Raw genomic sequence first — 23,086 nt, 5'->3', positions numbered from 1 at the left:
GCGGGTCCGGGGACCTTCAGGCAGCCGTGGCCAGAACGGCCCCCGGGTCCCCCTGTTCCACGACTCGTCCGCCGCGCAACAGCAGGCAGTGATCGGCTTCCCGCGCTTCGACCGGGTCGTGGGTGGCGTGTACGACGGTGACTCCGGCGGCGGCGGCCTCCCGGATCGCCGCGCCGATGGCGGCCCGCGCGGCCGCGTCCAATCCCGTGCCGGGCTCGTCGAGCAGCAGCAGATCGGACTGCTGTGCGAGGGCGCGGGCGAGCAGCACGCGCTGCCGTTGCCCCCCGGAGAGGGTGTCGAGGCGGCGGTCGGCGAGATCGGTGATATCCATGCGCGCCAGGCAGTCCGCGACGATCGCCCGATCCGCCCGGGTGATGCGGCGCCACAGCCCCCGGTACGCCCAGCGGCCCATGACAACCGTTTCGCCGACCGTGATCGGCAGGGTGGCCGGTATCGCCTGCTGCTGAACGACCAGCGCCGGACGGGACCCGCCGAGGCCGGTGACCGATCCGGCCAGCGGCGTGACGATACCGCCGAGCACGGCCAGCAGGGTCGATTTCCCGGATCCGTTGGGCCCCAGCAGCGCGGTGACCCGCCCACCCGGCATTACCCCGGTGACCTCGTGCAATACCCGATTTCCCCGATAGCCGGCGGCTAAGCCGACGATCTCGATACCCGTCGTACGCATTCTGTGACTCCCGCCAAAAACTTGTAATGACAATCGTTATCAGTTTACTGTCTGTGTTCATGGATTGGCTGATCGCCCCGTTCGAAGTCACCTTCGTACAACGAGCTCTCTGGGGCGGACTGCTGGTCTCCTGCCTGTGCGCGCTCGCCGGAACCTGGGTCGTGGTGCGCGGCATGGCTTTTCTCGGTGAGGCCATGGCACACGGCATGCTGCCCGGGGTCGCGGTCGCGGCCCTGCTCGGCGGCAACCTCCTGCTGGGCGCGGTGGTGAGCGCCTCCGCCATGGCCGCCGGCGTCTCGGTCCTCAGCCGGAACCGGCGGCTGTCCACCGATACCGGTATCGGGTTGCTGTTCGTGGGCATGCTCGCGGTCGGGGTCATCCTGATCTCGCGATCCCAGTCCTTCGCGGTGGACCTGACCGGCTTCCTTTTCGGTGATGTCCTCGCGACGCGGCCGCGCGATCTGCTCTTCCTGCTGGCCGCGCTCGGTACCGCCCTGGTGATCACAGTGCTGGGCCACCGGGCCTTTCTCGCCCTCGCCTTCGATCCGCGGACCGCGCAGACACTCGGATTGCGGCCCCACCGCGCACAGGTCGCGCTGCTGGCCCTGCTGACGCTGGCGATCGCCGCGTCGTTCCATGTCGTAGGGACCCTGCTGGTCTTCGGATTACTGGTCGCACCGCCCGCCGCCGCGACCTATTGCACGCACCGGATCCCGCGGATCATGCTGCTGGCAGCCGGTTTCGGCGCCCTGGCCACCGTCGCGGGCCTGCTCATCTCCTGGCACGCCGGTACCGCGGCGGGGGCGACCATCGCCGCGGCGGCGGTGGCGATCTTCTTCCTCGTCGCGACCGGCGCCCGCCTCCGCGCGACGCTGCGCGGTAGGTCACGCGGTGGGCCGGGGACCGGTCCGGACCCCGGGCGCCCGCGCTCCGGAAAGAACCGGGCCGGCCGGACGGCCGGGGCGATCACGACGGCACTGCTACTCGTTCCGGTAGCCGCGTGCGGGACCGAAGCGGACGAGGCCACCACGGAATCGGTGCCCCACGGTTATGTCGCGGGCGCCGAGGAGAGCGCCAGCGCCCAATCGCGACTGGTGATCGCCGAGCGGTCCTCGGGCACGGTGCGCATCCTCGACCTGGTGACCGAGGAGGTCATCACCGCGGATCCGGTACCGGGCGTCGCCCATATCGCGGACGACGGCCGTTACGCCTACCTCGCGGCCGGCGCCGAGACCACGATCGTCGACAGCGGGAGCTGGATCGTCGACCACGGCGACCATGTGCACTACTACCGGGCCCAGCCCCGCCGAGTCGGCCTGCTGCCGGGATCCGTGCGAATCGCGCACAGCGATACCGCGCTCGCCGCACCTGTCCTCGACAACGGTTCGACGGCGCTGGCGGACCGGGCGGCACTCGACGAGGGCGAAGTCGCAGCGGGCCCGGTGCTGGAAGGGGCCGCGCTCCCCTACGGCGGTCACCTGCTGATACCGGATACCGGCACCGGGCGGATCCAGGTCCGCGACCGGGCGAACGCGCCGGTTCTGACCCTGGACCCACCGTGCGCGCACCCGGGCGGGCAGGCACCAACCCGCCGCGGCGCCGTATTCTCCTGTGCGGACGGCGCGCTGGTGGTGACCGAACGCGACCACCGTTTCACCGCCGAGAAGCTGCCGTACCCGGCGGGGATCACCGGCAGCACGGCCCGGTTCTTCCACCGTCGCGGCAGCGATGTGCTGGTGGCCGTCCGGGATTCGCGGGTGCTGGTGCTCGATATCGGACACCGGAGCTGGCGGCCGATCGAGACCGGGCCGGTCACCGCGGCGACCACCGCGGGCGCCGGAACCGATGTCCTCACGCTGGATCCCGGCGGCGTCCTGCACTCCTACGACCCGGAGACCGGCGCCGAGACCGCACAGCGTCCGGTGCTGTCCGGGCCCGTGGATCCCGCGACACCACCCGTCCTCCTGGTGGACGCGGAGCGTGCCTACGTCAACGATCCGGCCGGACGCCGGATCCACGAAATCGACTATGCCGACGGCCTGCGCGTCGCCCGCACCTTCGACCTCGAGATCACACCCGACCTGATGGTGGAGACCGGACGATGAACACCGCCCTCCGATTCTGCGCGGCACTGCTCGTCGCGATCGCCCCCCTCGCCGGATGTGGCGTCACGAACTCCGGCGGCGCCGGCGTCGTGGTCACCACCGATATTCTCGGCGATATCACCCGGGCCGTGGTCGGCGACGCGGCGCCGGTCACGGTGCTGATGCCGCCGGACTCCGATCCGCATTCCTTCGCGCTCTCGGCACAGCAGGCCGCCGTACTCGGCGATGCCGACCTCATCGTCGAGAACGGTCTCGGGCTCGAGGAGGGGCTGGCGCGTCATGTGGCGGCCGCGGCGGACACCGGGGTCGCGACACTGCCGGTGGGCGCCGAGATCGATCCGCTCCCCTACCGGGCCGGTGACGCCGCCGGACAGCCCGATCCGCATTTCTGGACCGACCCGCAGCGGGTGCACCGCGCGGTGGAAGTGATCCGCGACCGCGTGATCGATACGGTGCCCGATATCGAGGCCGATACCGTACGCGCCAACGCCGAGCGCTATCTCACCGAACTCGACCGGTTGGGGCGATGGATGTCCGATCAGTTCGGCGGTATCGCGCCCGAGCGCCGCAAACTGGTCACCAACCATCACGTCTTCGGTTATCTCGCAGCACGTTTCGACTTGGAGGTGGTGGGCGCCGTCATTCCCGGCGGTACCACCCTGGCCTCGCCGAGCGCCGCCGACCTCGCGGATCTGGCCGCTGCCGTACGGACCACCGGGGTACCGGCGATCTTCGTCGATTCCGCCCGCCCGGACCGGCTGGCCCGGGCGCTCGCCGAACAAGCGGGTGTGCAGGTGCGCATCATCGGCCTGCACTCGGAATCACTGACCGCGCCCGGTGCGGGCGCGGCCACCTACCTGGAAATGATGCGCGCCAACACCATCGCGATGGTCGAGGGTCTGGCTTCCGCGTAACCCCCGGGACAGCTGCGATATCTCGCTGCCGCAGCCAGCACAACAGAATGAGGGAGCGTCATGCATATTCGGATCGGCCCGAAACGGGCCGCGGCCCTGTCCGGCCTGCTCACCGCGGTCGTCGCGCTGAGCGGCTGTGGAAGCGACACCGCGGAAGAGACGGCGATCGCCGAACCACTGGCAGTGACCTACGACGGCGGTATCCACCTCCTGGACGGCAACACCCTGGTGCGGGGCGGCGGAATCGAACTCGCGGGATTCAACCGGGTCAACGCGGCCGGCGACGATCGGCACATCATCGTGTCGACCTCCGACGGATTCCGGGTGTTCGACGCCGTCGGCGGGCAGTTCACCGATATCGAGTTCCCCGGCCCGAAGCCGGGGCATGTGGTGCGGCACGCCGGACGTACCGTGCTGTTCTCCGACGGCGCCGGCACCGTGACCTCGTTCGATCCCGCCGAGCTGGCCGCGGGCGCACCGCAGACCTCCGAGTACCGGGCCGCGGCACCGCATCACGGGGTGGCGGTGGAACTGGAGAGCGGTGAAATGGCCGTCACTCTCGGCACCGCGGAGGAGCGGGTCGGGCTGGCGATCCTGGACGCCGATCGTCAGGAGATCACCCGCAGCGAGCAGTGCCCCGGGGTCCACGGCGAGGCCACCGCGGCCGGCGACACCCTGGTCGTCGGCTGCCGGAACGGTGCCCTGATCTACCGCGACGGAAAACTGACCAAGGTCACCAGTCCGACCCCGTACGGCCGGATCGGTAATCAGGCCGGCAGTGAGAAGTCGCCGATCGTGCTCGGTGACTACAAGAAGGACGAGCACGCGGAACTGGAACGCCCCGAGCAGATCTCACTGATCGATACCGAATCCGGCACCATCCGCCTGGTCGATATCGGCACCAGCTACACCTTCCGTTCGCTGGCCCGCGGCCCCGAAGGCGAGGCCCTCGTCCTCGGCACCGACGGCGGGCTGCGCGTGATCGATCCGGTGACCGGCAAGACCGTGCGGACGATCGATGTGCTCGATCCGTGGCAGGAACCGATCGAGTGGCAGCAGCCCCGCCCGGCACTGTTCGTCCGCGACGGGATCGCCTATGTCAGCGATACGGCGACCAAACAGATCCACCGGATCGATCTGGCCTCCGGCGCGGTGACCGCGTCGGTGACCCTCGCAGAGGTTCCGAACGAGATCAGCGGCGTCGACTCCTGAGCGGAGTACCGGCGGCTCGCCCGGCACGGCGTGAGGGGCCGGGCGAGCACCACCCTGCGGCAGGCGGCCCGAACAATCGGGGCCGCCTGCCGCAGCGGCCGAAACCCGGCGCGGCCATGAGTGACGGGCGCGCGCCGATACGGGGCCGAGGCCGGTCAAGATTGCCACGGATCCAATCCTTCCGCGGGCCCGATGTGATCCAGGTTCGCCACCCGCATCGCCGAGCGCAGGAGCCGGTCGCGGTTGGACTTCGTCGGGTTGTCGTAATGCTCCTGCGCTGTGGCGAGATGCGCCGCCGACAGCCGGCTACCGATCGACCAGCGGGTATCGCGACCCACCGAGTTCCACTCGCCGGGTGTGATCGCGGCGCGCAGCGCGCGCCCGGAATCCCAGTTCTGCTCGACCCGCCGGATGAAATCCTGGTCCAGAACGGCGTTCGCGGCGGGCTCGTTGCTGTGCCGCGCGAAACCCTCCGCCGCGACCACGGCCTGCGCCGCGAATGCCCGCGCACCGGGTTCACCGGCCCAATGGTTCGCCGCGAAGGCCGCCGCCACCGTCTTCTGCAGGGGCAGAAATCCGTACGGCCCCTGCGATCTGGTCGCCTCCTGTACGGCGAATGCCTCCAGCGCGCCGGCGACCAGGTGATCGGGCGCGCCGATCGCGCGCAGCACCGGTGCCAGCTGGGAATCCGGGATCCGGTTGTCGCGCATCATCTTGAGTGTCCGGGCGACCCCCATCTCGCTGCGGACGCCGCCGAACCGTTCTGCTTCCCGGAGGGCGACCAGTCGCCAGTTGTGGCGTGCCAGATGGCCCCAGCGGAAGGACTCCGCCATGCTCGCGCTGGAGGCGATGAGCCCGAGTTGCACCTTCCGCTGTCCCCGGGCGAGCGGGTCGAACGGGCGCACGGTCCCGGCCGCCACCCAGGCCACCAGCGGTGAATTGTCGAGCGTGTTCAGCGCGCCGAGTGCTCCGAGGACACCGGGTTCGGACCGGCCCGCGGATAGGCCACCACCCCCTCCGCCCCCGGACCCCGGCGTCGAGCGGCCGCGCAGCGCCGCGCCGATCCACTCGGTCACCTGCCCCGAGCCCCGGGCCAGACCACGACGGAGCCGGAATATCTGCGAGATCGCGACGATCTCGACGAGTGCGGTGATCACGATCACGGCGACCACCTGCCCCGGCGCCTGGTGGAACAGATTCCCCAGAAACAGCAGGTAGATGCCGAGGAACACCGTGAAAGCGCACATCCGGACCGCCGCGAAAACACAGGTGACGATATTGCGGACCAGGAAGGTCTGGGTCGGCCCGTAGATGTAGCCACCGGCGGCGAACCCGAAGATCGCCAGTATCCCGTGGTAGATCGAGTCCAGTGCGCACCGGACCACGAGACCGGCCAGGACGACGGCGAAGACCAGCAGGACAGCGCCGCACAACAGCAGGAGCACACCGATACCGAGCTGACCTGTCGTGGGGTGGGCGATCCGCTCGGCGGCGGCAGTGTCACCACAGCCCGCGATATCCGCGCGCAGGCCGTCGACCTCACCACCGGCGACACCTTCGTTCCACACCGCGCCGCACCGGTCGTCGAGGACATGCCCGAAATTCCATACCTGTACGGGATTGCGGGCGAAATCGTCGGACATGTTCGCCGAGAGCGTCTCGACGAGTCGATCCGGGTCGGGGTCCGAACCGTTCAGCCCCGCCGCGACCGCGATACCTACGTTACGTCCCTGAGCCAGCCACCCGTCGGCGGACAGTGGATTCGGCACCGGACCGAACAGCAGAAGTCCGCCGAACACCGCCACTGCGGCCATGGTCACAATTTGCCGCGCCGCGCGTGCCGGGCTGCCGCGAATTATGAACCACGCCACTACAAATGCGCCGAGCGTCGCCGCGGTGATCGATATCACCGGATCGGCGAGCTGTCGGGAAATCGCTTCCGCCACACCGCGAAAGGCGGCCGAGAAGAATTCCATCCACTCGAAACCCAAGGCATATCCGATGAACCATATAGCCGTGGTCACGATAACCATGTAACCGACGAATTCCAGGCCGAGCAGCGTCCACAGGACAGTGCCGCCGGGGTCCGACAGCCCACCCCGATCGACCAGGAACGAGTAGTCGGCCAGCGGGACGCCACCCGAGTCGACCACCCCTGTCCAGGACAAACCGTCCACCCGGGAGATCGAGCGCTCCGTCTGCCCCGGTTCCGCGGCCACCGCCACCGCGCCGATCCCCCCGGGAAATACGAGAATTCCGTATAACGCTGCCACGCAATACTTCCCGCGCCGCAACCACATACTCGCAGAAGAGAGTCGCCCGCGAAACGACGAGGCTTCCGGTCCCACCCCGGTCAACGTCCGAGAAGAAATGACACCATATGAATACTCTTTTCCACTATCTGCACCGGATTCGACGTACCGATGGATTATCCATTTCGGATTCGCGACGGCAAGGAATGAATTCTCCGTGGTGGAAAAGGTTGTCCGGTCAACCGGACACGGAACGGGTAATGGAGACATGCGCCGGCGCCGGCCGGTCCTCACCGGCCCGACCCGGCTCCAGGAGGGACAGCCGGCCCTAGGCTGGACGGGACAACCGAGTCGAGCGCGCCGGAGTGCAGATGTCCCGAGTGATCAGTAAAGGCGGCAACGTCAGCGTTACGGGTGGGCGGTTGCGAGTCTCCGCTACCCCCGCCGCCATCGACCTGACCGTCCTGTGTCTGCGGACGAACGGCAAGGTCGGCGGTGATGAGGATTTCGTTTTCTACAACCAGCCCGTCTCGCCCGACGGCGCCGTCCGGCTGATCGACGGTGTGGTCGAGATCGATCTGCCGGGAGTCGCGCCGGATACCGACAAGTTCGTGGTCTCCGCCTCCGTGGACTCGGGGACCTTCGGCGGCCTCGCGCTGAACGTACGGATCGACGAACAGCCCGGCGAGGGCTACGACCTGCCCATCACCGGCCTCGGCACCGAGACCACCGTCGTTCTGGCGGAGGTGTACCGCCGGAGCGGCGCATGGAAGATCCGGAATGTGGGGCAGGGCTACGCGACCGGCCTGGCGGGGCTGGCCACCGATTTCGGCATCACCGTGGACGACGCACCGGACGCACCATCGGTGCCGAACGCCTCATCGGCGGCGCCGGGGTCCCCCCGCTCCGCGCCGCCGCCCATCCCGTTCGTTCCGGCGCCACCTCAGCAGTGGGCCCCGCCCGCCGCGCCGACGCCGCCTCCGGCCGCTCCCGGATCGCACGCCGCGCCGCCTCTCCGCGCCGTCCCGGAGGCCCACGCTCGGCCTTCGACACCAGGGGTGAATTTCACCAAGGGCGCTGTGACCCTCACGAAGGGCGCGCCGCCGGTGCTGCTCGAGAAGGCCCCGCTGGTCCGGCTGCGTGTGGCGTGGGCCAGCGGTGCCGACTACGAGGCCTACGCCCTCGTCGTCCTGTCGGACGGCAATGTCGTACACGTCGCGACCTTCCCGGCCGCCGGCATTCCGGCGAACCCCCGGCACAGCGATCTGGTGCGCCATCTGGGCGACCGGGGCCGCGGTGATGTGCAGCGCGGCGGCGGCCAGACCGAGGAGGTCATCGAGGTACGGCTCGCACCGGAGATCCTCGCGGTGATCCCGGTGGCGTATTCGGCGATCAACAACGGCACGGGTTCGTTCCACAAGTACCGGGTGACACTGTCGATCGAGAACGGTGCCGACAGTGTGTCGATCCCCGCCGACCAGGCGAAGAAGTCCAGCTGGATCTTCACCTGCGTACCGGGCATCGTCTACAACCGTCCCGAGGGCGTGCTCATCGAGCGACTGGAGCTCTACAGCCGGCGGTTCTCCGAGCATCGGCCCGCCGCGATCCTGCACCCCGACGGACGGGTCGAGGTATGGATGGACAAGGGGCCGGTGAATCAGTTCAAGCGGGACGACACCTGAACACCTCACGGCGTATGACGCCCCGGTTATCTATCTTTACAACCTTTATAATCTTTTAAGAACTAACATGTTCACTGATAAACTCCCCGCTATGGTGCATCTTTGCGATCGGGAGCGGCCCTCGTGACGGCCCCGCGGCGGGGTCGGGTCACCCAGCATCGGGTGGCCCAGACCGTGGCGTCCGAATTGCGGACCCGGATCCTCAACAGCACCGACGATTACCGGCTGCCGACCCAGGATCAACTGGTCCAGGAGTTCGGCGTCTCCTACCCCTCGATCCGGGAAGCCATCCGGATCCTGGAAACCGAGGGTCTGGTCACCGTGCGGCGCGGGAACGTCGGCGGCGCGGAGGTACACCGGCCCGATGAGACGTCGGCCGCCTATCATCTCGGCCTCGCGTTGCAAGGGGGCCAGGTGACACTGCGGGATCTGGCCACCGGACTACAGATGCTCGAGCCGATGTGTGCCGCGGAATGCGCGCGCCGCGAGGACCGGCTCGAGGCCGTCGTCCCGGCGCTCAGCGCGAACGTCGAGAAATCCATGGACCTGATCGACGACGGTGTGGCGTTCACCCAGACCGCCCGCGAGTTCCACGATCTGGTGGTGTCGTTCACACCGAACGCGACAGTCCGGTATGTGGTGAGCAGCCTGGTCACCCTGTGGTCGGCCCAGGAGGAGGCGTGGGCCGAAGTCCTGACCGGACGCGGCGAGTACCCGTCGCCGGAGCAGGCCCGGGCCGCGGTCCGCACCCACCAGAAGATCGTGGACGATATTGCGTCGGGTCAGGCCTCGGCGGCCGAGCACATGGCGTGCGCCCATCTCGCCGCCACCCAGTCACTGCTGCTGGACCGGTTCGACGACGGTATCGTCAACGCGTCGTCGACCCTGGCCCAGCAGGCGATCCGCTCCGGCCAGGGCCGCCGCTGATCACAGCCGGGCCGCGCTCGGTATCTCCTCGACCGGCCCGCTGTCGAACGCACGGATCATGGCGTCTTGCGTGAACGACGCGATCAGCGAGCCGGCGGCGGTGCTGATCTGACCGCGGATATGCGCACTCCCCGCACCGACGAAGGTCGCCTCGTGGTGATAACGCAACCACCCGTCCCATTTCACCGGGTCGTGGAAGGTGACACCGATACCCATGGGCGCGGTCGACAGGGTGTGGTGGGCCTGCGCAGTACCGAGACCCGCGTGCGGCCGCAGTGCGGTGGAGATCCCGAGATGGCCGGTGAAATGGGCGAGTACGGCGCGCCGGAGCTCATCGGCGGCGGGGACCTCGTCGTAGCGCAGCCATGCGTCGACCACCGGCGGTCCCACCTCGTCCGGGTCGTTGATATCGGCACAGTCGATGATCCGGACCTCACGCCCGGGCAGTGCCAGGCTCGCTTCCGGCCCAGCGGTTCCGGGCCCGGCGACCGGCAGCCCGGCGGGCGCGTCCCGGCGCACCAGATCCGGTTGCGGGGAATCCAGCAGCACCGTGCAACTCGTCCGGATCTTCAGCTCCTGCCGGACGGTGACCGTGGCACTGGCGAAACTGCGGCCGGCCCTGATCGGTGTGACGGTGAAGTCGAGCGGGATATCGGGATCGGCGGCGGAGACGAACAACGCGTGCGCGGTGCGGACCGCCCGGCCGGGCAGGGCCCGGGCCGCGGCGACGATGCTCTGTCCGAGGATCTGGCTACCGTCCACCACTCTTCGGGTCCCGCCGTCGCTCTCACCGAGGAAGTGCGCGGGTACGGCGGGATCGGCTCGCATATCGAAGATCGCGACCATCCGCGCCATCGAGGACTCGGGGATTTCGGCGGGTTCCGGGGTGGCCCGGTCGCTCATGATCGGACCCCCGTGTAGCGGCCGGCGCCGATCGTCACGGCGACAACGCTCTGGTCGAACGCGATGTAGCCCGCGAGCCGCGCGACCGGCGGGTGCGGGTGCGGGTAGGTCCAGGCGATCCAGGGCCGATCGCCGCCGGGCACGGTCCAATAGGACGCCTCACCCTTGAACGGGCACACGGTGTGCAGGTCGACGGCCTCGAGCTGGGTCAGGTCCACCGAATCGCGCGGGAAGTACACGACCAGACCGTGATCCTGTTCGTCCACCACCAGACAGGCGTCGCTGGAAGCCAACCGCCGCGACTCGAGAGTCGCGGTCATCACGTTGGTGCGGGCGAGCAGGTCCACCCGGTAGTCGGGACGCTGCTGGTAGCCGGACGGGACGGGTGCTTCGCTCATCACTGCTCCGAATCTTCGCTGCTGCGGTGCACGACCGGGTCCACGCCGCGAGATACCGAACTCCGGTGCGCCGGACTCATCGGGGCACCGGAAGATGCGGGGTCAGGCCGGGTTCGGGACGAACCCCGAAAGAGCGCAGAGCCATGGCCAGCATCGCGTAGGTGCCCACGGTGAAGACTATGTCCATCAGTTGTTGTTCGTCGGACGTCTCGGCGAGCGCCTGCCAGGTGCTGTCACCGACCGCTCCGGTGCCGCGCAGGTCGTCGGCGGCCCGCAGCAGCGCGGCCTCCGCCGGTGTCCAGCCGTCGGCGTCGGGACCGGCCGCGATACGGGCGATCTCGTCGTCGGTGAGTCCCGCGTTACCGCCGAGCACCACGTGCTGGGCCCATTCGTATTCGCTGTCCCAGAGATTCGCGACCCGCAGAACGAGTAGTTCCCGTTGCCGGTCGGTGAGTTTCGTGCCGTAGAGGAAATGCCCGTTGAAGGGTAGAAAGGCCATCGTGAGCGCCGGATAACGGGCCAGCGTACCCAGCAGGTTGATCCCGGACTGCGTATTCGCCGGTGCGGGGCCGCCGTGGTGCACCCGGGACCGGAAGTCGGCGAAAAAAGCCCGGAGTTCCGCCGGCCATTCTCGGGGGTTCAGCGGGGATATCCGCTCCATTTCCATCTCCTTCTCGATGTCACGGCCGTGTTCGGATATTCACGGCACCGTCCCGGCTCATTGCCCGCGACCCGATTTCTCACCTGCGTATCCGATCCCGGCGCGGTACGGCGGGGCAGGGCGGTACTCGGTGGGGCCCGGACAGCCGATTCAGCTCGGGATGTTGCGTGGCCGCAGATTGCGCAGCGGGCGCGTGTAGGACGGGTCGTCACCACTGCGCGCGGGCGTGCCGTTGGCGAACAGGTCTGCTACCCCGGCGAACGGAAGAGGCATGGTCGGGATCGTTCCGGACCATTCGACGACATTGGTGCGCAACGCGATCCGCCACGCTCTGTCCTGCCGCTCCAGCCGGTCGAGGTACCGGCCGCCGGCCACCAGTTGGTCTCGTCCCGGTTGCGGGCGGCGAACAGGTAGTACGTTTCGGTGTGCGCGGTATCGCCGTCGATATCGCAGGTGTGGTTGAGCAGGTTGTGCTGGGTGGCCGACTGTCCCTGTTCGTGCATCGCCGCCGCCCACTCGTAGAGTTCGCCGGGCCCGCCGACGAAGGCTCCGGCGGCGATGACCGCGTCCGGCTGGAACGCCGACAGGAACAGCGCGCGATCGAATCTGTCCATCCCCCTATGCCTCGGCCACGTCGGGTGCGTACCCGAGGATGCCCTTGAGCTCCAGGTACTCCTCGAAACCGGCCTCACCCCATTCGCGCCCGTTCCCGCTCTTCTTGTAACCGCCGAACGGGGCGGAGAAATCGAAGCCGCCGTTGATCGCGATCGATCCGGCCCGCAGCCGCCGGGCGACTTCCCGGGCCCGATCCAGATCGCGACCCGCGACGAATCCGGCCAGGCCGTATTCGGTGTCGTTGGCGATACCGACAGCGTCATCGACGCTGTCGTAGCCGATGATCACCAGCACCGGGCCGAAGATCTCCTCGCGCGCGATGGTCATATCGTTGGTGACATCCGCGAACACCGTGGGTTTGACATAGAAACCCTTGTCGAGACCGTCGGGCCGGCCGGGCCCGCCGGCGACAACGGTGGCGCCCTCGTCTATGCCCTTCTGGATGAGTGCCTGGACACGGTCGAACTGTGACCCCGCGACCACCGGCCCGATGGCGACATCACCGGTGGGGTCGCCGACGGTGATGCCCTCGGTGGCCGCCCGCGCGGCGGCCACAGCTTCTTCCATCCGGGCGGCGGGGACCAGCATCCGCGACGGCGCGCTACAGGTCTGGCCGGAGTTGCCCATCATATCGGCCACGCCCTGACCGACATTGGTGGCGAGATCCTCGTCGTCGAGGATGATGTTGGGTCCCTTGCCGCCGAGTTCCTGGGCCACCCGTTTCACGGTGGGGGCCGCGTTGCGGGCGATATCGATACCGGCCCGGGTGGAGCCGGTGAACGAGATCATATCCACGCCGGGGTGCCCGGACAGCGGTACACCGACGCTGGGGCCGTCGCCCTGCACCAGGTTGAACACCCCGGCGGGCAGACCGGCCGCGTCGAGGACCTCGGTGAAGATCTGACCGGTGAACGGGGACCGTTCGGACGGTTTGAGCACCATGGTGCAGCCGGTGGCCAGGGCGGGGAACACCTTGACCGCGATGAGCGCCATCGGCCAGTTCCACGGCGTGATGAGACCGCACACCCCGATGGGTTCTTTCACCAGTAGAGTCGCGCCGCGCTGTTCCTCGAAGCGGAAGTTACGCAGCACCTCGGCGGCCTTCTGGAGGTGCCCGATCACGAGATCCACCTGGAATCCGCCGGCCAGGCCACTCGGGGCGCCCATCTCCTCGGTGAGCGCGGCGGCCAGATCCCCGGTGCGCTTCTGGTATTCCGCACCGATGGCGCCGAACAGGTCGAGCCGTTCGGCGACCGAAGTCGCGGCCCAGCCCGGGAACGCCTCCCGGGCAGCGGCCACGGCGGCGTCCACATCCGCGGCCGACCCGGCGGCAATCCGGCCGCACACCTCTTCGGTCGCGGGATTGATCACCTCGAAGGTCCGGTCCGCCGCGGGGTCGACCCACCGGCCGTCGATATAGAACTTCAGGTATTCGCGCATCACTGCATCCCTTCCGCGTACCAGGTGCGGAACTCGTCGTAGCTGGGCATTTCCTCGGAGTTCGCCTTCGGATCCACCGCGACATGGATCACGCCCGGCTTCCCGCTGGCAAAGGCGCGTTTGATGGCGGGCGCGATCTCGGCGTCGGTTTCGACGTATTCGCCGTAGCAGCCGAAACCCTCGGCGACCTTGTCCAGCCGGGTGTCCTTGCTCCAGTGCACCGCGGTCTCGCGGGAGCCCTGGCCGAAGGTGCGCTTGTAGACGCCGACCTCGAGTCCCCACGCGTAGTCGACAGCGACCACGCAGACCAGCGGAAGGCTCAGTCGCGCAGCGGTTTCCAGCTCGGCGATCTGAAACTGGAAGGAGGAGTCACCGGTGATCATCAGAACCGGCCGTTTCCCGCCGTCGGCGACCGAGGCGCCCACGGCGTAGGGCAGGCCGGTCCCGAGGTGGCCGAAGTTCTGGTTCCAGATCACATCATGTGGTTTGCACTGGGTGTAGGTCCAGCCGAAGATCGTGGTCGCCCCGCCGTCGCGGACCAGGATCCCGTCGGCCGGGAAATCCTTGGTGGCCTCCACGACCAAGCGGGCGGGATGCACCGGCGTACTACCCGACGGCGCGTTCTCGGCGAGTTCGGCGAGGCGGGAGGCGTCCTGTTCGATCCACTGCGCGAGTTCGGGGGTCGCGGTGCGCGGGGTGTTCTTCAGAGCCTCGGCGAGCTGCGGAACGATCGCGCGCAGATCGCCGACCAGCGGTACATCGATCGGCCGGTTGACACCGATCGCGGTGGGGTCCTGTTCGACCAGGATCCATTTCCGCTCGTCCTCCCCGGCCACCCAGTGCCGGCCGCGCCCGTAGTGCACGGGTTCGCCGAGTTCGGTACCGATAGCCAGGCACAGATCCGATTTCACGACGGCGTCCACCGCCGAGGGTGAGAAGCCGTAGGGGAAGGTGCGGTCCTCGAGTCCTTCGATGAACGAGGTGCCGCCGGAGGTCTGGATGACGGGGCAGGCCATGAGATCGGCCAGGGCCTTCACCGAGGCACCGGCCCGCGCGGTGTGCACACCGTGTCCGACCAGCAGAATCGGCTGCTTCGCCTGCCGGACGAGGTCGGCGGCCGCGTCCACTCTGTCCTGGCCGGCAGTCTGCCCGACCAGCCGATAACGCTCCGGCGGAAGCGGCGCGGGGACGTCGAGTTCCTCCTGGATCACATGGGAGGGGTATTCGATGTACACCGGGCCGGGGGTTCCGTTCAGCGCTTTGCGCAGACCCTCGCGGATGATTTCGTCGGTCTGGTCGGCGTATTCGATACTGGCCGCGTACTTCACCGAGGGCTCGAACAGGCCGGACTGTTTCACGAACTGGATCCGGCCGCGGCGCACCCGCTGCTCGGTGATCCGGGCACGCTGCCCGCCGAGGAAGATCACCGGAGAATTCTCGACCTTGGCGCACATCATGGCGCCCGCGAGATTGGCCACACCGGGTCCGAGAGTGCCGATGCACAGCGCGGCTTTTCCGGTCATCCGGGAGACGGCCTCGGCCATGAACCCCGCCGATTCCTCATGGTGCGGGGACACCACATTCCAGCCGCGTTCGTCGGCGAGGTGGAACAGGTGCACGAAATTCGGGTCCGGGATACCGAAGAGAGTATTGATACCTTCGGCTTCGAAGAGATCCAGAATCCGTTCGTAGACTTTGACCGCCATACTCACTTACCTCCCATGGCCATTGCGAAACTCCGGCCGATATGGTCGCTGTGGGCCGACGGAACGACCGGCAGCAACCATGAATCCTTGATGTCACGTATTTCGTCGATTCGGGCCCCGACGTCCTCGATCGACCACTCCGGCTGATACACCCCGGGGGTCTCCGCGATATAGGCCCGCGCCACCCGGCCCGCCAGCGCCACGAGCATTTCGCCGCTGACCGAACAGGATTCGTGTGCCAGCCAGCCGACCGCCGGCGCCACGAGTTCCGGTTCCATCGGCGGATATTTCGAGGTGTCGAGTCCGTCGGCCAGCCGGGTCACCGCCGCGGGCACGATCACATTCGATTTCACCCCGAATTCGGCACCCTCGAGCGCCACCACATTCGACAGCCCGATCACCCCCGCCTTGGCGACGGCGTAGTTGGCGACGTTCTGGTTGCCGTACAGACCGCCGATGGAGGAGGTCAGCACGACCCGGCCGTATCCGGCCTCCCGCATCACCGGAAAGGCGGCGCGGACGACATGGAACGCACCGCGCAGGTGCACATCGAGGACGGAATCGAAATCCTCGTAACTCATTTCGGTGAGCGGGGCATAGCGCACATTGCCCGCATTGTGGACGAGGGCGTCGATACGGCCGTAGGTGTCGAGCGCGGTATCCACGATCGCCCGGCCGCCGCCCGGGGTGGCCACCGAATGGGCATCGGCGACCGCCTGCCCACCGGCGGCCACGATCTCCGCGGCCACCGCCCCGGCGACCCCGATATCGCTGTCCCCGCCCGGGATACCGCCGCCCACATCGTTCACCACCACCCGGGCGCCCCGGGCGGCCAGCAGCAGGGCATACGCCCGGCCCAGGCCGCGACCGGCCCCGGTGACCACCGCGACCTCGCCGTCGAACCGCTTCTCGGACAACGCTTCTCCTGACCCTTCGCCGCGGCCTGTCATTCGCCGAGTGCCAGACCCTCCAGGTCACCGGTCGCACGCCAGCTCTGCAGGATGTCCTCGAGTGCGTAGAAACCCGGCCAGTACGGTTCGCCGAGATGCGAGCGGATGTTCTGCTCGCCCTCGTTGTTGTAGTAACCGGGAGTGCATTCACGCTGGAAATTGCTGTTGTCGACCGCGGTTTCCCGGATGGTGGCGCACCAGCTGTCCACCGCCTCGGTGGTCGGTTCCACTGTGCGCGCGCCCCGGTCCAGTGCCTCGCCGATGATGTAGGCGGCGTGGGTGGCCTGCTGATCGAACATATCGGTGGTGCTGGCGGTGATACCGCCCTGGAGGAACCCGGTGAAGAACAGATTCGGGAATCCGTTGCTGGTGAGTCCGTGCAGGGTGCGGTAGCCGTTCGCCCAGTGCTCGTAGAGCGAGAGCCCGCCGCGGCCGGCGAACGGGTGGATACCGTAGCGGCGGTCCAGCTCCGTGGTGATCTCGAATCCGCTGGCGAAGATGATGCAGTCGACCTCGTGTTCGACCCCGGCGGCGATGATCCCCTTCGCGGTGATCCGTTCGACGCCCTTGGTCGCCGAGACATCGACCAGGGTCACATTGTCCCGGTTGTAGGTCGGCAGGTATTCGTCGTTGAAACAGGGCCGTTTGCACAGGAACCGGTAATACGGTTTGAGCGCCGCGGCGGTTTCCGGGTCCGTGACGATCTCGTCCACCCGCTGCCGGACCCGTTCCATCGCCCGGTAATCCTGGTTCTCCCGGATCTCGACGAACTTCTCCGGCGTGACCTCCGCCCAGAGATTGTTCTCGTCGAGATAGGACTGGACATTGCGGCTGACCTCGGTCCAGCCGTCGCACACCAGATCCGGCTGGCCGGGGGCGAACGCCTCGAACGCGGCGGTGTGGAAATTACGGCGGCGCTGCAACTGCCAGCCCGGCTGGAGCGATGTCACCCATTCCGGGTCGGTGGGGACGTTACCGCGCTCGTTGATATAGGACGGGGTGCGCTGGAAGACATAGAGATGTTCGGCGGACCGCGCGATATGCGGGATCACCTGGATACCACTGGCGCCGGTGCCGATCACCGCGACCTTCTTGTCCTCCAGTCCGGTGAGCCCGCCCCGCATATCGCCGCCGGTGTAGGCGTAGTCCCAGCGGGCGGAATGAAACGTATGGCCGGTGAAATCGTTCAGCCCCGGGATACCCGGCAGTTTCGGTTTGTTGAACGGTCCCTGCGCCATCATCACGAACCGGGCGCGGATATCGTCGTCCCGATTGGTGCCGATCCGCCACCGTTCGATGGCTTCGTCCCATTCCAGGGATTTCACCATCGTGGAGAAGATCGCCTTCTCGTACAGTCCGAAGTGCTTACCGATCCGCTGCGCGTGCTCGAAACACTCGTCGCCGTAGGCGTATTTCTGGGTCGGGATGTACCCGGTCTCCTCCAGCAGCGGCAGGTAACAGTAAGCGTCGGAATCACATTGGATACCCGGGTACCGGTTCCAGTACCAGGCACCACCGAAATCGCCGGCGAGTTCGATGACCCGGAAATCCTCGACCCCGGCCTGGACCAGCCGCGCGCCCGCGGTGAGCCCGGCCCAGCCGCCGCCGAGGACCGCGACATCGATCTCCTCCGACAGCGGCTCCCGGGGCGTCACCGGCGTGTAGGGATCGCCTTCGAAGAAGTCGGTGAACCCGTCCTCGGACGCCACATACTGCTGCTGCCCCTCCGGCCGCAGCCGCTTATCGCGTTCGGCCAGGTACTTGGCCCGTAGCGCGGCATGGTCGATCTCGGGGGTCTGCGTGGGTGCGCAGTTGTTCATTCGGATTCCTCGGTGGGGTGGATCGGGCCGGCGGCGCCGGAGTCAGGTGAGGTCACGCGGTGCGCCGGTGCCCATGTACTTCGCGAGGTTGTGGTGCAGGTTCACGACACTGCGCTCGCGATAAGGATTCGGTTTCGGACCGGAGAAGCCCAGGGTCTTCATGCCCTGCTGCACCGCGGCCATATTGTCGAAGTCCTGCGGCAGGACCGTCCGCCAGGCCGGATCGCCCTCCGGAGTATGGATCCACTCCGTTTCCGGCGCCTCGCCCTCGGGGAACAGCTCGTAGACCGCCGCCTCGAAAATGCATTTATCCGGGTCGTAGCCGTAGGGACGCGCGCTGTAGCAGAGCATATTGTTCACCGCGTGCCCGATCTGGAAGTTCGGGAAGATCTGCCAGGCCGTACCGGCCGCCGCGACATCGGCCGGGGTGACGGTCGGCCAGACGACCCCGCGCTTCTCGTCGTCGGCCCGCGCCGACGCCAGCCAGTGCGCCATCACCTCCGGCCCCGGAGTGCCCTCGGGCAGTTCGTCGACGAGCCGACGCGCCGCCTCCACCATGGTCCAGGTGGTGTTGGTGTTGGCGTTCTCCCAGGTGAAGTTCTGTAGTTCGATGGTGGATTTCCGGGCGTCGGGGCCGTGGCCGAGGCGGATCTTGCCCTGGCTCTCCTCCTGGCCCTTCGGCGCGTCGTAGCCGATATTGCTGTGTTTACCCTGGGCCCGCGCCCAGCCCAGGAACATGCCGAAGTTCATGAACTCCGGATGGGTGTAGGGGACGTGGTAGGTCTCCATGAAGGCCTCGAGCGCGACCTTCCAGTTGCAGTCGAACACCAGCCACCGCCGCCACCGGTAGCGCATGTTCTCCAGCTGGAACGGATTGAGCAATGTGGCCGCGGGTTCCAGGTATTCGCGCAGGGTTTCGGCCGGATTCGGGTCCAGGTGGACGAAGATCCAGCCGCCCCAGGTGTCGACGTGCACATCGACGAGTCCGTCCCGGCCCTCGGTGAGACCGCACGGCCAGTCCGCGCGTTCGGGCACGAAGGTGTTGCGGCCCTCGAGGTCGTAGCGCCAGCCGTGGAATCCACAGACGAACTGTTTCTTCTGCCCCTTGGCGTTGCGCTCACCCGGTGGAGTGTCGACCAACCGGCGGCCGCGGTGGGCGCACACATTGTGGTAGGCCCGGATCTTGTCCGGAGCTGTGCGCACGATGATCAGTGAATCGTCGAGGATCTCGTAGGTGAGGTAGTCGCCCACCCGGGGGACCTCCTCGACCCGCCCGACCTGCTGCCAGACCTTGCGCCACAGTTTGTCGCGTTCGGCCTTCACATAGTCGGGACTGAGATAGGCCTCCACTCCGATCGTCATCGGCGCGGACAGCGGTTCGGTGTTCGTGGCGATATCGTCGACGGTCTCGGCTGTGTCCATTGATCGCTCGCTACGCTCGCTCATGCCTCCGCTTCGCTCCGGCACGAGCGAGGGCTCGGCTGTGTCCATTGATCGCTCGCTACGCTCGCTCATGGCGTTCTCCCACCCCGGGTGCGGGGACAGTCGGTGTCTGTGCGGTTCATTTCGGTCAGCTGGTGATGGCGGCGCGGAAACCCTCGTCCTTCAGGAACAGCGAGGTGTTGTCGGCGCCCAGATGGGTCCATTTCAGATTCAGCCCGCCGTCGACCAGGAGCGTCTGCCCGGTGATATAGGACGACAGCTGGGAGAGCAGGAACAGCACCGCGCCGGCCTGCTCGTCGGGACGACCGCGCCGGCCCATGGCGATGGCGGTTCGGTCGCGTTCGGGATCGGTGTCCACATAGGTACCCGAGGCGGGGGTCTCGGTGACGCCGGGCGCAATGGCGTTCACCCGAATATCGCTGAGCGCCAGCTCGACCGCGAGTGTGCGGGTCGCCGCCACCAGCGCCGCTTTCGCGGTGCCGTAGGCGATATGGAACGGCGCGGTGTTCATCCCGCTGATGGACGACAGCGAGACGATGGATCCCGTCGTCCGGCCCTCCCCCTTGATCTCGGCGGCCACGGCCTGGCTCATGAAGAACATGGATTCCAGGTTCTGGTGGAACAGGGCCCGCCAGTCGGCGCGCGTCACCCGGGTGGCGGGCATCCAGGTGGCGGGCGCGGCGCCCCCGGCGATGTTCACCAGGCCGTAGAGATCGCCCTCGGCCTGCCGGGCCGCTTCCAGGACAGTCGCGACTCCCTCGTCGGTGGCGGCGTCGGCCTGCACCGGAATCACCTTCAGGCCCTCCCCCGCAAGGGGTTCCACATGCTTCGCGAGATTCTCGGCGCCCCGGCTCACCCCGAGCACGGTGGCTCCGGCGCGGGCGACCAGCCTGGTCACCGCGGTGCCGATCCCGCCGCCACCCGCGCCGGACACGATCACCACGCGTCCGTCCAGCCCGAAGAAGTCGTTCGTCATGGATTCCTCACCCGTCCTTCCGGAACGCGAGCACACTGCCCTCGGCGTCGGCGGCCAGGTAGACCGTGCCGTCGGCGCTCGCGGTGATACCCGCGAACGGCCCCTGCGGGCCCGAGAACGGCGGCATACCCAGCAGCGGTTTCGGTGTGACTCCCGGCGGTGCGCCGACCGGCAGGTTCCAGGCCAGGACCTCGCGCGCCTTCGTCTCCAGGTCGATGGAGACCAGATTCTTGGCGCCGGAATCGACTACCAGCAGCTGCGAGCCGCGCACCAGGATGCCCTGCGGAATCTCGAGTCCGTCGACAACCGTGTCCACCCCGGCCGGGGTGACCGAGACGACCCGGCCCGCACCGGATTCGGCCACCAGCAGGGTGCCGCCGCCGGTGAACGCCACGCCGAGCGGTTTGCGCAGCCCCGAGGCGAGCACATCGACGCTGCCCCCGCTGTGCACCCCCAGTACGCGTCCGGTGCCGAACTCGGTGGTCACGATCAGCCCGCCGGGGCCGACCTCGACGCCGTAGAGCTGATCGAACGGGGTTTGCGCACCGGCCAGAAACTCGCATTCCCCGGTGGCCGGCCGCCAGCGGGCGATCTGCCCACCCGCGGTGGCGACGACGAATTCGCCCGGCCCGGTAGCGGTCACGCCGCGGGTGAATCCCGGGTAGCCCGGACTGAAGAGCATGCCCTGGGTTTCCAGCCCGTCCGCGCCCACGGCATAGAAATAGGTGCCGTCGGCGACGAAGAGAGTGCCGTCGGGGCCGACGGTCAGATCCAGCGGCCAGTTCAGCCCGCCGGGCAAGGTGGTGCGCGTTTCGCCACCCGCGAGGATCTCGGTGATCTCACCGGTGAAGTTGGAGACGAACAGACGCCCGTCCACCAGCGTGCAGTTGTCCAGGCCGGGGTTCAGCTGGGCCAGCAGGGTCTTCTCCCCGCTGCGCGGGTTGATCCGCAGCACCTGACCCGACGCCACCTGGGTGGAGACGATGAAACCGTCCGAGTCGAACTTCACCGAGTCGGGTACTCCGAGATCGCCCGCCACGCGTTCGGGTTCGCCACCGTCGGGATGGATACGCCAGATCTCGTTGGTACCCATCACCGGGTAGTAGAGGAGTCCGTCCGGCCCGACCTCCATGGCATTGGGCTGTTCGATACTCTCCACCAGGATGCGGGGGGCACCGCCGTCGAGCGGGAGTTCCATGAGCCGCCCACCCGGCCGGCACTCGTTCACGAACAACCGGCCCTGATACACCGTGATGCCGTTGGCGCTGGGCAGATCCGCGCGCAGCAACCGGGTGGTGCCGTCGAGGTGCCGGGCGCTGACCCGGCCGTCCATCACCTCGGTGGCGTAGAGGGTGCCGTCCGGATGGAAGGCGCAATCGTCGGGCGCGACGATATCGCCGCCCTTGGCGCTGACGGTTTCGATTGCACCGGTATCGATATCGAGTGCGCTGATCTGGCTACCGGTCACCTGGGCGATATAGATCCGGCCGTCGGGTCCGGTCCGCAACCCGTTGGCGCCGAAGAGCCTGCTGGGCGCGGTGACCCGGCGCTGACTCCAGCCCGCCGCGAGCCCGATCGCTCGGCCGCCCTGAAAGCGGGCCCCTTGCTGCAACATTCCGACTGACTCCCAACCGACCCGGCCGATAGCGCTGATCCGCCTCGATGTCGAGGACTTGTAAGGAATCTAACGCCCCATCCAGTCAAGCGCAATAAGTATTGCAATCTTTGTAAGGATAGCTGCGAGCATGCGGTATCCGCATGATCATGAACGCTTTCGACATCCAGGCGAGCCCCTCGGGAGCCACCGGAGACACACAAAAGAGAATAACATTCTCCAATAAAGAAAGGCGCAGTTCGGCCGGATCCGCCACCGTGCCGTAGACAGTCGGCAGAGCGCCCTCGAGCCCGGGTCCGGCATCCTGCGCAACGGCGGCACCGACCGTTGACCAGCGCCGGCACTCGCGCTCATCGCAGCGACACTCAGCAGAAGCCCCGGCCGGCCGCATCCACGACGGAGACATGGACAGCAGACCAGGTGGAGTTGCCGCCATTCGGCCGCCGAGCAATCCTTGACGCCGCCGGAAGTCGGCCGGGTTGTTCGCGCGGCAGTCCGCCGGTGGTCTGATGGCTCATGTGCGCGCAGTCTGCGAATCCACCTCGCTGGCCGTCGTGCTGTACAGCCGGGCGAATGCGAAATACACACCGGAAACGCTGGTCATCCTGACCGACACCTGCCCGAACCTGATCGGGTTCGAAGACGGCGTCGGCGACCTCGAATCGATCAGCACGGCGAGGCCGGCTCGGCTCCGCGACGCGGTTCCGAAAAGGAATCGCGCTGATTTCATGCCGTGAACACTGGCGCGCACCGGGATACCTTGCGTGGTCGGAGGGTTC

Annotated in this window: 20 protein-coding genes; 6 read left to right on the top strand and 14 right to left on the bottom strand. The window is 67.7% G+C overall.

The genetic code is table 11. The features are described from left to right. Positions 1 to 16: 16 nt before the first annotated feature. Positions 17 to 688 (bottom strand): zinc ABC transporter ATP-binding protein AztA, encoded by a 672-nt coding sequence (aztA, locus tag IEY68_RS18575; RefSeq protein ID WP_058853639.1) that lies wholly within the window; start codon positions 686 to 688, stop codon positions 17 to 19. Between the two features lie 59 nt (positions 689 to 747). Here aztA and aztB point away from each other — a divergent pair, with 59 nt between their 5' ends. Genes aztB through aztD form a run of 3 tightly spaced genes read left to right on the top strand, consistent with a single transcriptional unit; the run spans position 748 to position 4,919 of the window. Then, complete coding sequence (aztB, locus tag IEY68_RS18570; protein WP_058853638.1) at positions 748 to 2,793, top strand: zinc ABC transporter permease AztB; 2,046 nt, start codon at positions 748 to 750, stop codon at positions 2,791 to 2,793. Beyond that, entirely contained in the window at positions 2,790 to 3,707 is a 918-nt protein-coding gene (gene aztC / locus IEY68_RS18565; protein WP_058853637.1) for a zinc ABC transporter substrate-binding protein AztC, read from the top strand. The genes aztB and aztC overlap by 4 nt, the downstream gene beginning before the upstream one ends. A gap of 60 nt (positions 3,708 to 3,767) precedes the next feature. Next, positions 3,768 to 4,919 (top strand): zinc metallochaperone AztD, encoded by a 1,152-nt coding sequence (gene aztD / locus IEY68_RS18560; RefSeq protein ID WP_058853636.1) that lies wholly within the window; start codon positions 3,768 to 3,770, stop codon positions 4,917 to 4,919. 155 nt (positions 4,920 to 5,074) lie between these two features. On the opposite strand, the gene IEY68_RS18555 is transcribed toward aztD, so the two are convergent. Beyond that, positions 5,075 to 7,219, bottom strand: coding sequence for a hypothetical protein (locus IEY68_RS18555; protein WP_189094362.1), 2,145 nt, complete (start codon positions 7,217 to 7,219; stop codon positions 5,075 to 5,077). A gap of 323 nt (positions 7,220 to 7,542) precedes the next feature. Between IEY68_RS18555 and IEY68_RS18550 the strand changes: the two genes are divergently transcribed. After that, positions 7,543 to 8,853: a TerD family protein gene (locus tag IEY68_RS18550; RefSeq protein ID WP_062998638.1), complete on the top strand. Its 1,311-nt coding sequence runs from the start codon at positions 7,543 to 7,545 to the stop codon at positions 8,851 to 8,853. Between the two features lie 123 nt (positions 8,854 to 8,976). After that, on the top strand, positions 8,977 to 9,780 hold the full coding sequence (locus tag IEY68_RS18545) for a FadR/GntR family transcriptional regulator (protein ID WP_058853633.1): 804 nt from the start codon (positions 8,977 to 8,979) through the stop codon (positions 9,778 to 9,780). On the opposite strand, the gene IEY68_RS18540 is transcribed toward IEY68_RS18545, so the two are convergent. From IEY68_RS18540 to IEY68_RS18490, 12 genes are all read right to left on the bottom strand, one after another. Further along, complete coding sequence (locus IEY68_RS18540) at positions 9,781 to 10,683, bottom strand: acyl-CoA thioesterase (protein ID WP_058853632.1); 903 nt, start codon at positions 10,681 to 10,683, stop codon at positions 9,781 to 9,783. Further along, entirely contained in the window at positions 10,680 to 11,081 is a 402-nt protein-coding gene (locus IEY68_RS18535) for a DUF427 domain-containing protein (RefSeq protein WP_058853631.1), read from the bottom strand. Before IEY68_RS18535 ends, IEY68_RS18540 begins: the two co-directional genes overlap by 4 nt. Positions 11,082 to 11,157: 76 nt before the next feature. Continuing rightward, on the bottom strand, positions 11,158 to 11,742 hold the full coding sequence (locus tag IEY68_RS18530; protein ID WP_058853776.1) for a carboxymuconolactone decarboxylase family protein: 585 nt from the start codon (positions 11,740 to 11,742) through the stop codon (positions 11,158 to 11,160). Positions 11,743 to 11,892: 150 nt separating this feature from the next. Next, entirely contained in the window at positions 11,893 to 12,015 is a 123-nt protein-coding gene (locus IEY68_RS36795; RefSeq protein ID WP_267886552.1) for a hypothetical protein, read from the bottom strand. After that, positions 11,991 to 12,356: a nuclear transport factor 2 family protein gene (locus tag IEY68_RS18525; protein ID WP_229718856.1), complete on the bottom strand. Its 366-nt coding sequence runs from the start codon at positions 12,354 to 12,356 to the stop codon at positions 11,991 to 11,993. Before IEY68_RS18525 ends, IEY68_RS36795 begins: the two co-directional genes overlap by 25 nt. 4 nt (positions 12,357 to 12,360) lie before the next feature. Continuing rightward, the gene (locus IEY68_RS18520; protein ID WP_058853775.1) at positions 12,361 to 13,797 is read right to left on the bottom strand and encodes an aldehyde dehydrogenase family protein; all 1,437 of its coding nucleotides are present in this window, start codon (positions 13,795 to 13,797) and stop codon (positions 12,361 to 12,363) included. Then, entirely contained in the window at positions 13,797 to 15,503 is a 1,707-nt protein-coding gene (locus IEY68_RS18515; RefSeq protein ID WP_058853630.1) for a thiamine pyrophosphate-binding protein, read from the bottom strand. The genes IEY68_RS18520 and IEY68_RS18515 overlap by 1 nt, the downstream gene beginning before the upstream one ends. 2 nt (positions 15,504 to 15,505) lie before the next feature. Continuing rightward, positions 15,506 to 16,420: an SDR family NAD(P)-dependent oxidoreductase gene (locus IEY68_RS18510; protein WP_058853774.1), complete on the bottom strand. Its 915-nt coding sequence runs from the start codon at positions 16,418 to 16,420 to the stop codon at positions 15,506 to 15,508. Between the two features lie 29 nt (positions 16,421 to 16,449). Beyond that, entirely contained in the window at positions 16,450 to 18,273 is a 1,824-nt protein-coding gene (locus tag IEY68_RS18505) for a flavin-containing monooxygenase (protein ID WP_058853629.1), read from the bottom strand. Positions 18,274 to 18,315: 42 nt separating this feature from the next. Next, a complete protein-coding gene (locus IEY68_RS18500; protein ID WP_189094361.1) occupies positions 18,316 to 19,695 on the bottom strand; it encodes an aromatic ring-hydroxylating oxygenase subunit alpha in 1,380 nt (459 codons plus the stop codon). 148 nt (positions 19,696 to 19,843) lie between these two features. Next, the gene (locus tag IEY68_RS18495) at positions 19,844 to 20,692 is read right to left on the bottom strand and encodes an SDR family NAD(P)-dependent oxidoreductase (RefSeq protein WP_058853627.1); all 849 of its coding nucleotides are present in this window, start codon (positions 20,690 to 20,692) and stop codon (positions 19,844 to 19,846) included. Between the two features lie 7 nt (positions 20,693 to 20,699). After that, positions 20,700 to 22,307, bottom strand: coding sequence for an SMP-30/gluconolactonase/LRE family protein (locus IEY68_RS18490; protein ID WP_058853626.1), 1,608 nt, complete (start codon positions 22,305 to 22,307; stop codon positions 20,700 to 20,702). A gap of 479 nt (positions 22,308 to 22,786) precedes the next feature. Here IEY68_RS18490 and IEY68_RS18485 point away from each other — a divergent pair, with 479 nt between their 5' ends. After that, complete coding sequence (locus IEY68_RS18485; protein WP_058853625.1) at positions 22,787 to 23,044, top strand: dihydrodipicolinate synthase family protein; 258 nt, start codon at positions 22,787 to 22,789, stop codon at positions 23,042 to 23,044. The last annotated feature ends 42 nt before the right edge of the window (positions 23,045 to 23,086 follow it).

The organism is Nocardia jinanensis (genome assembly GCF_014645735.1).
Classification (GTDB): domain Bacteria; phylum Actinomycetota; class Actinomycetes; order Mycobacteriales; family Mycobacteriaceae; genus Nocardia; species Nocardia jinanensis.
This window is presented reverse-complemented; position numbering and strand designations above follow the sequence as displayed.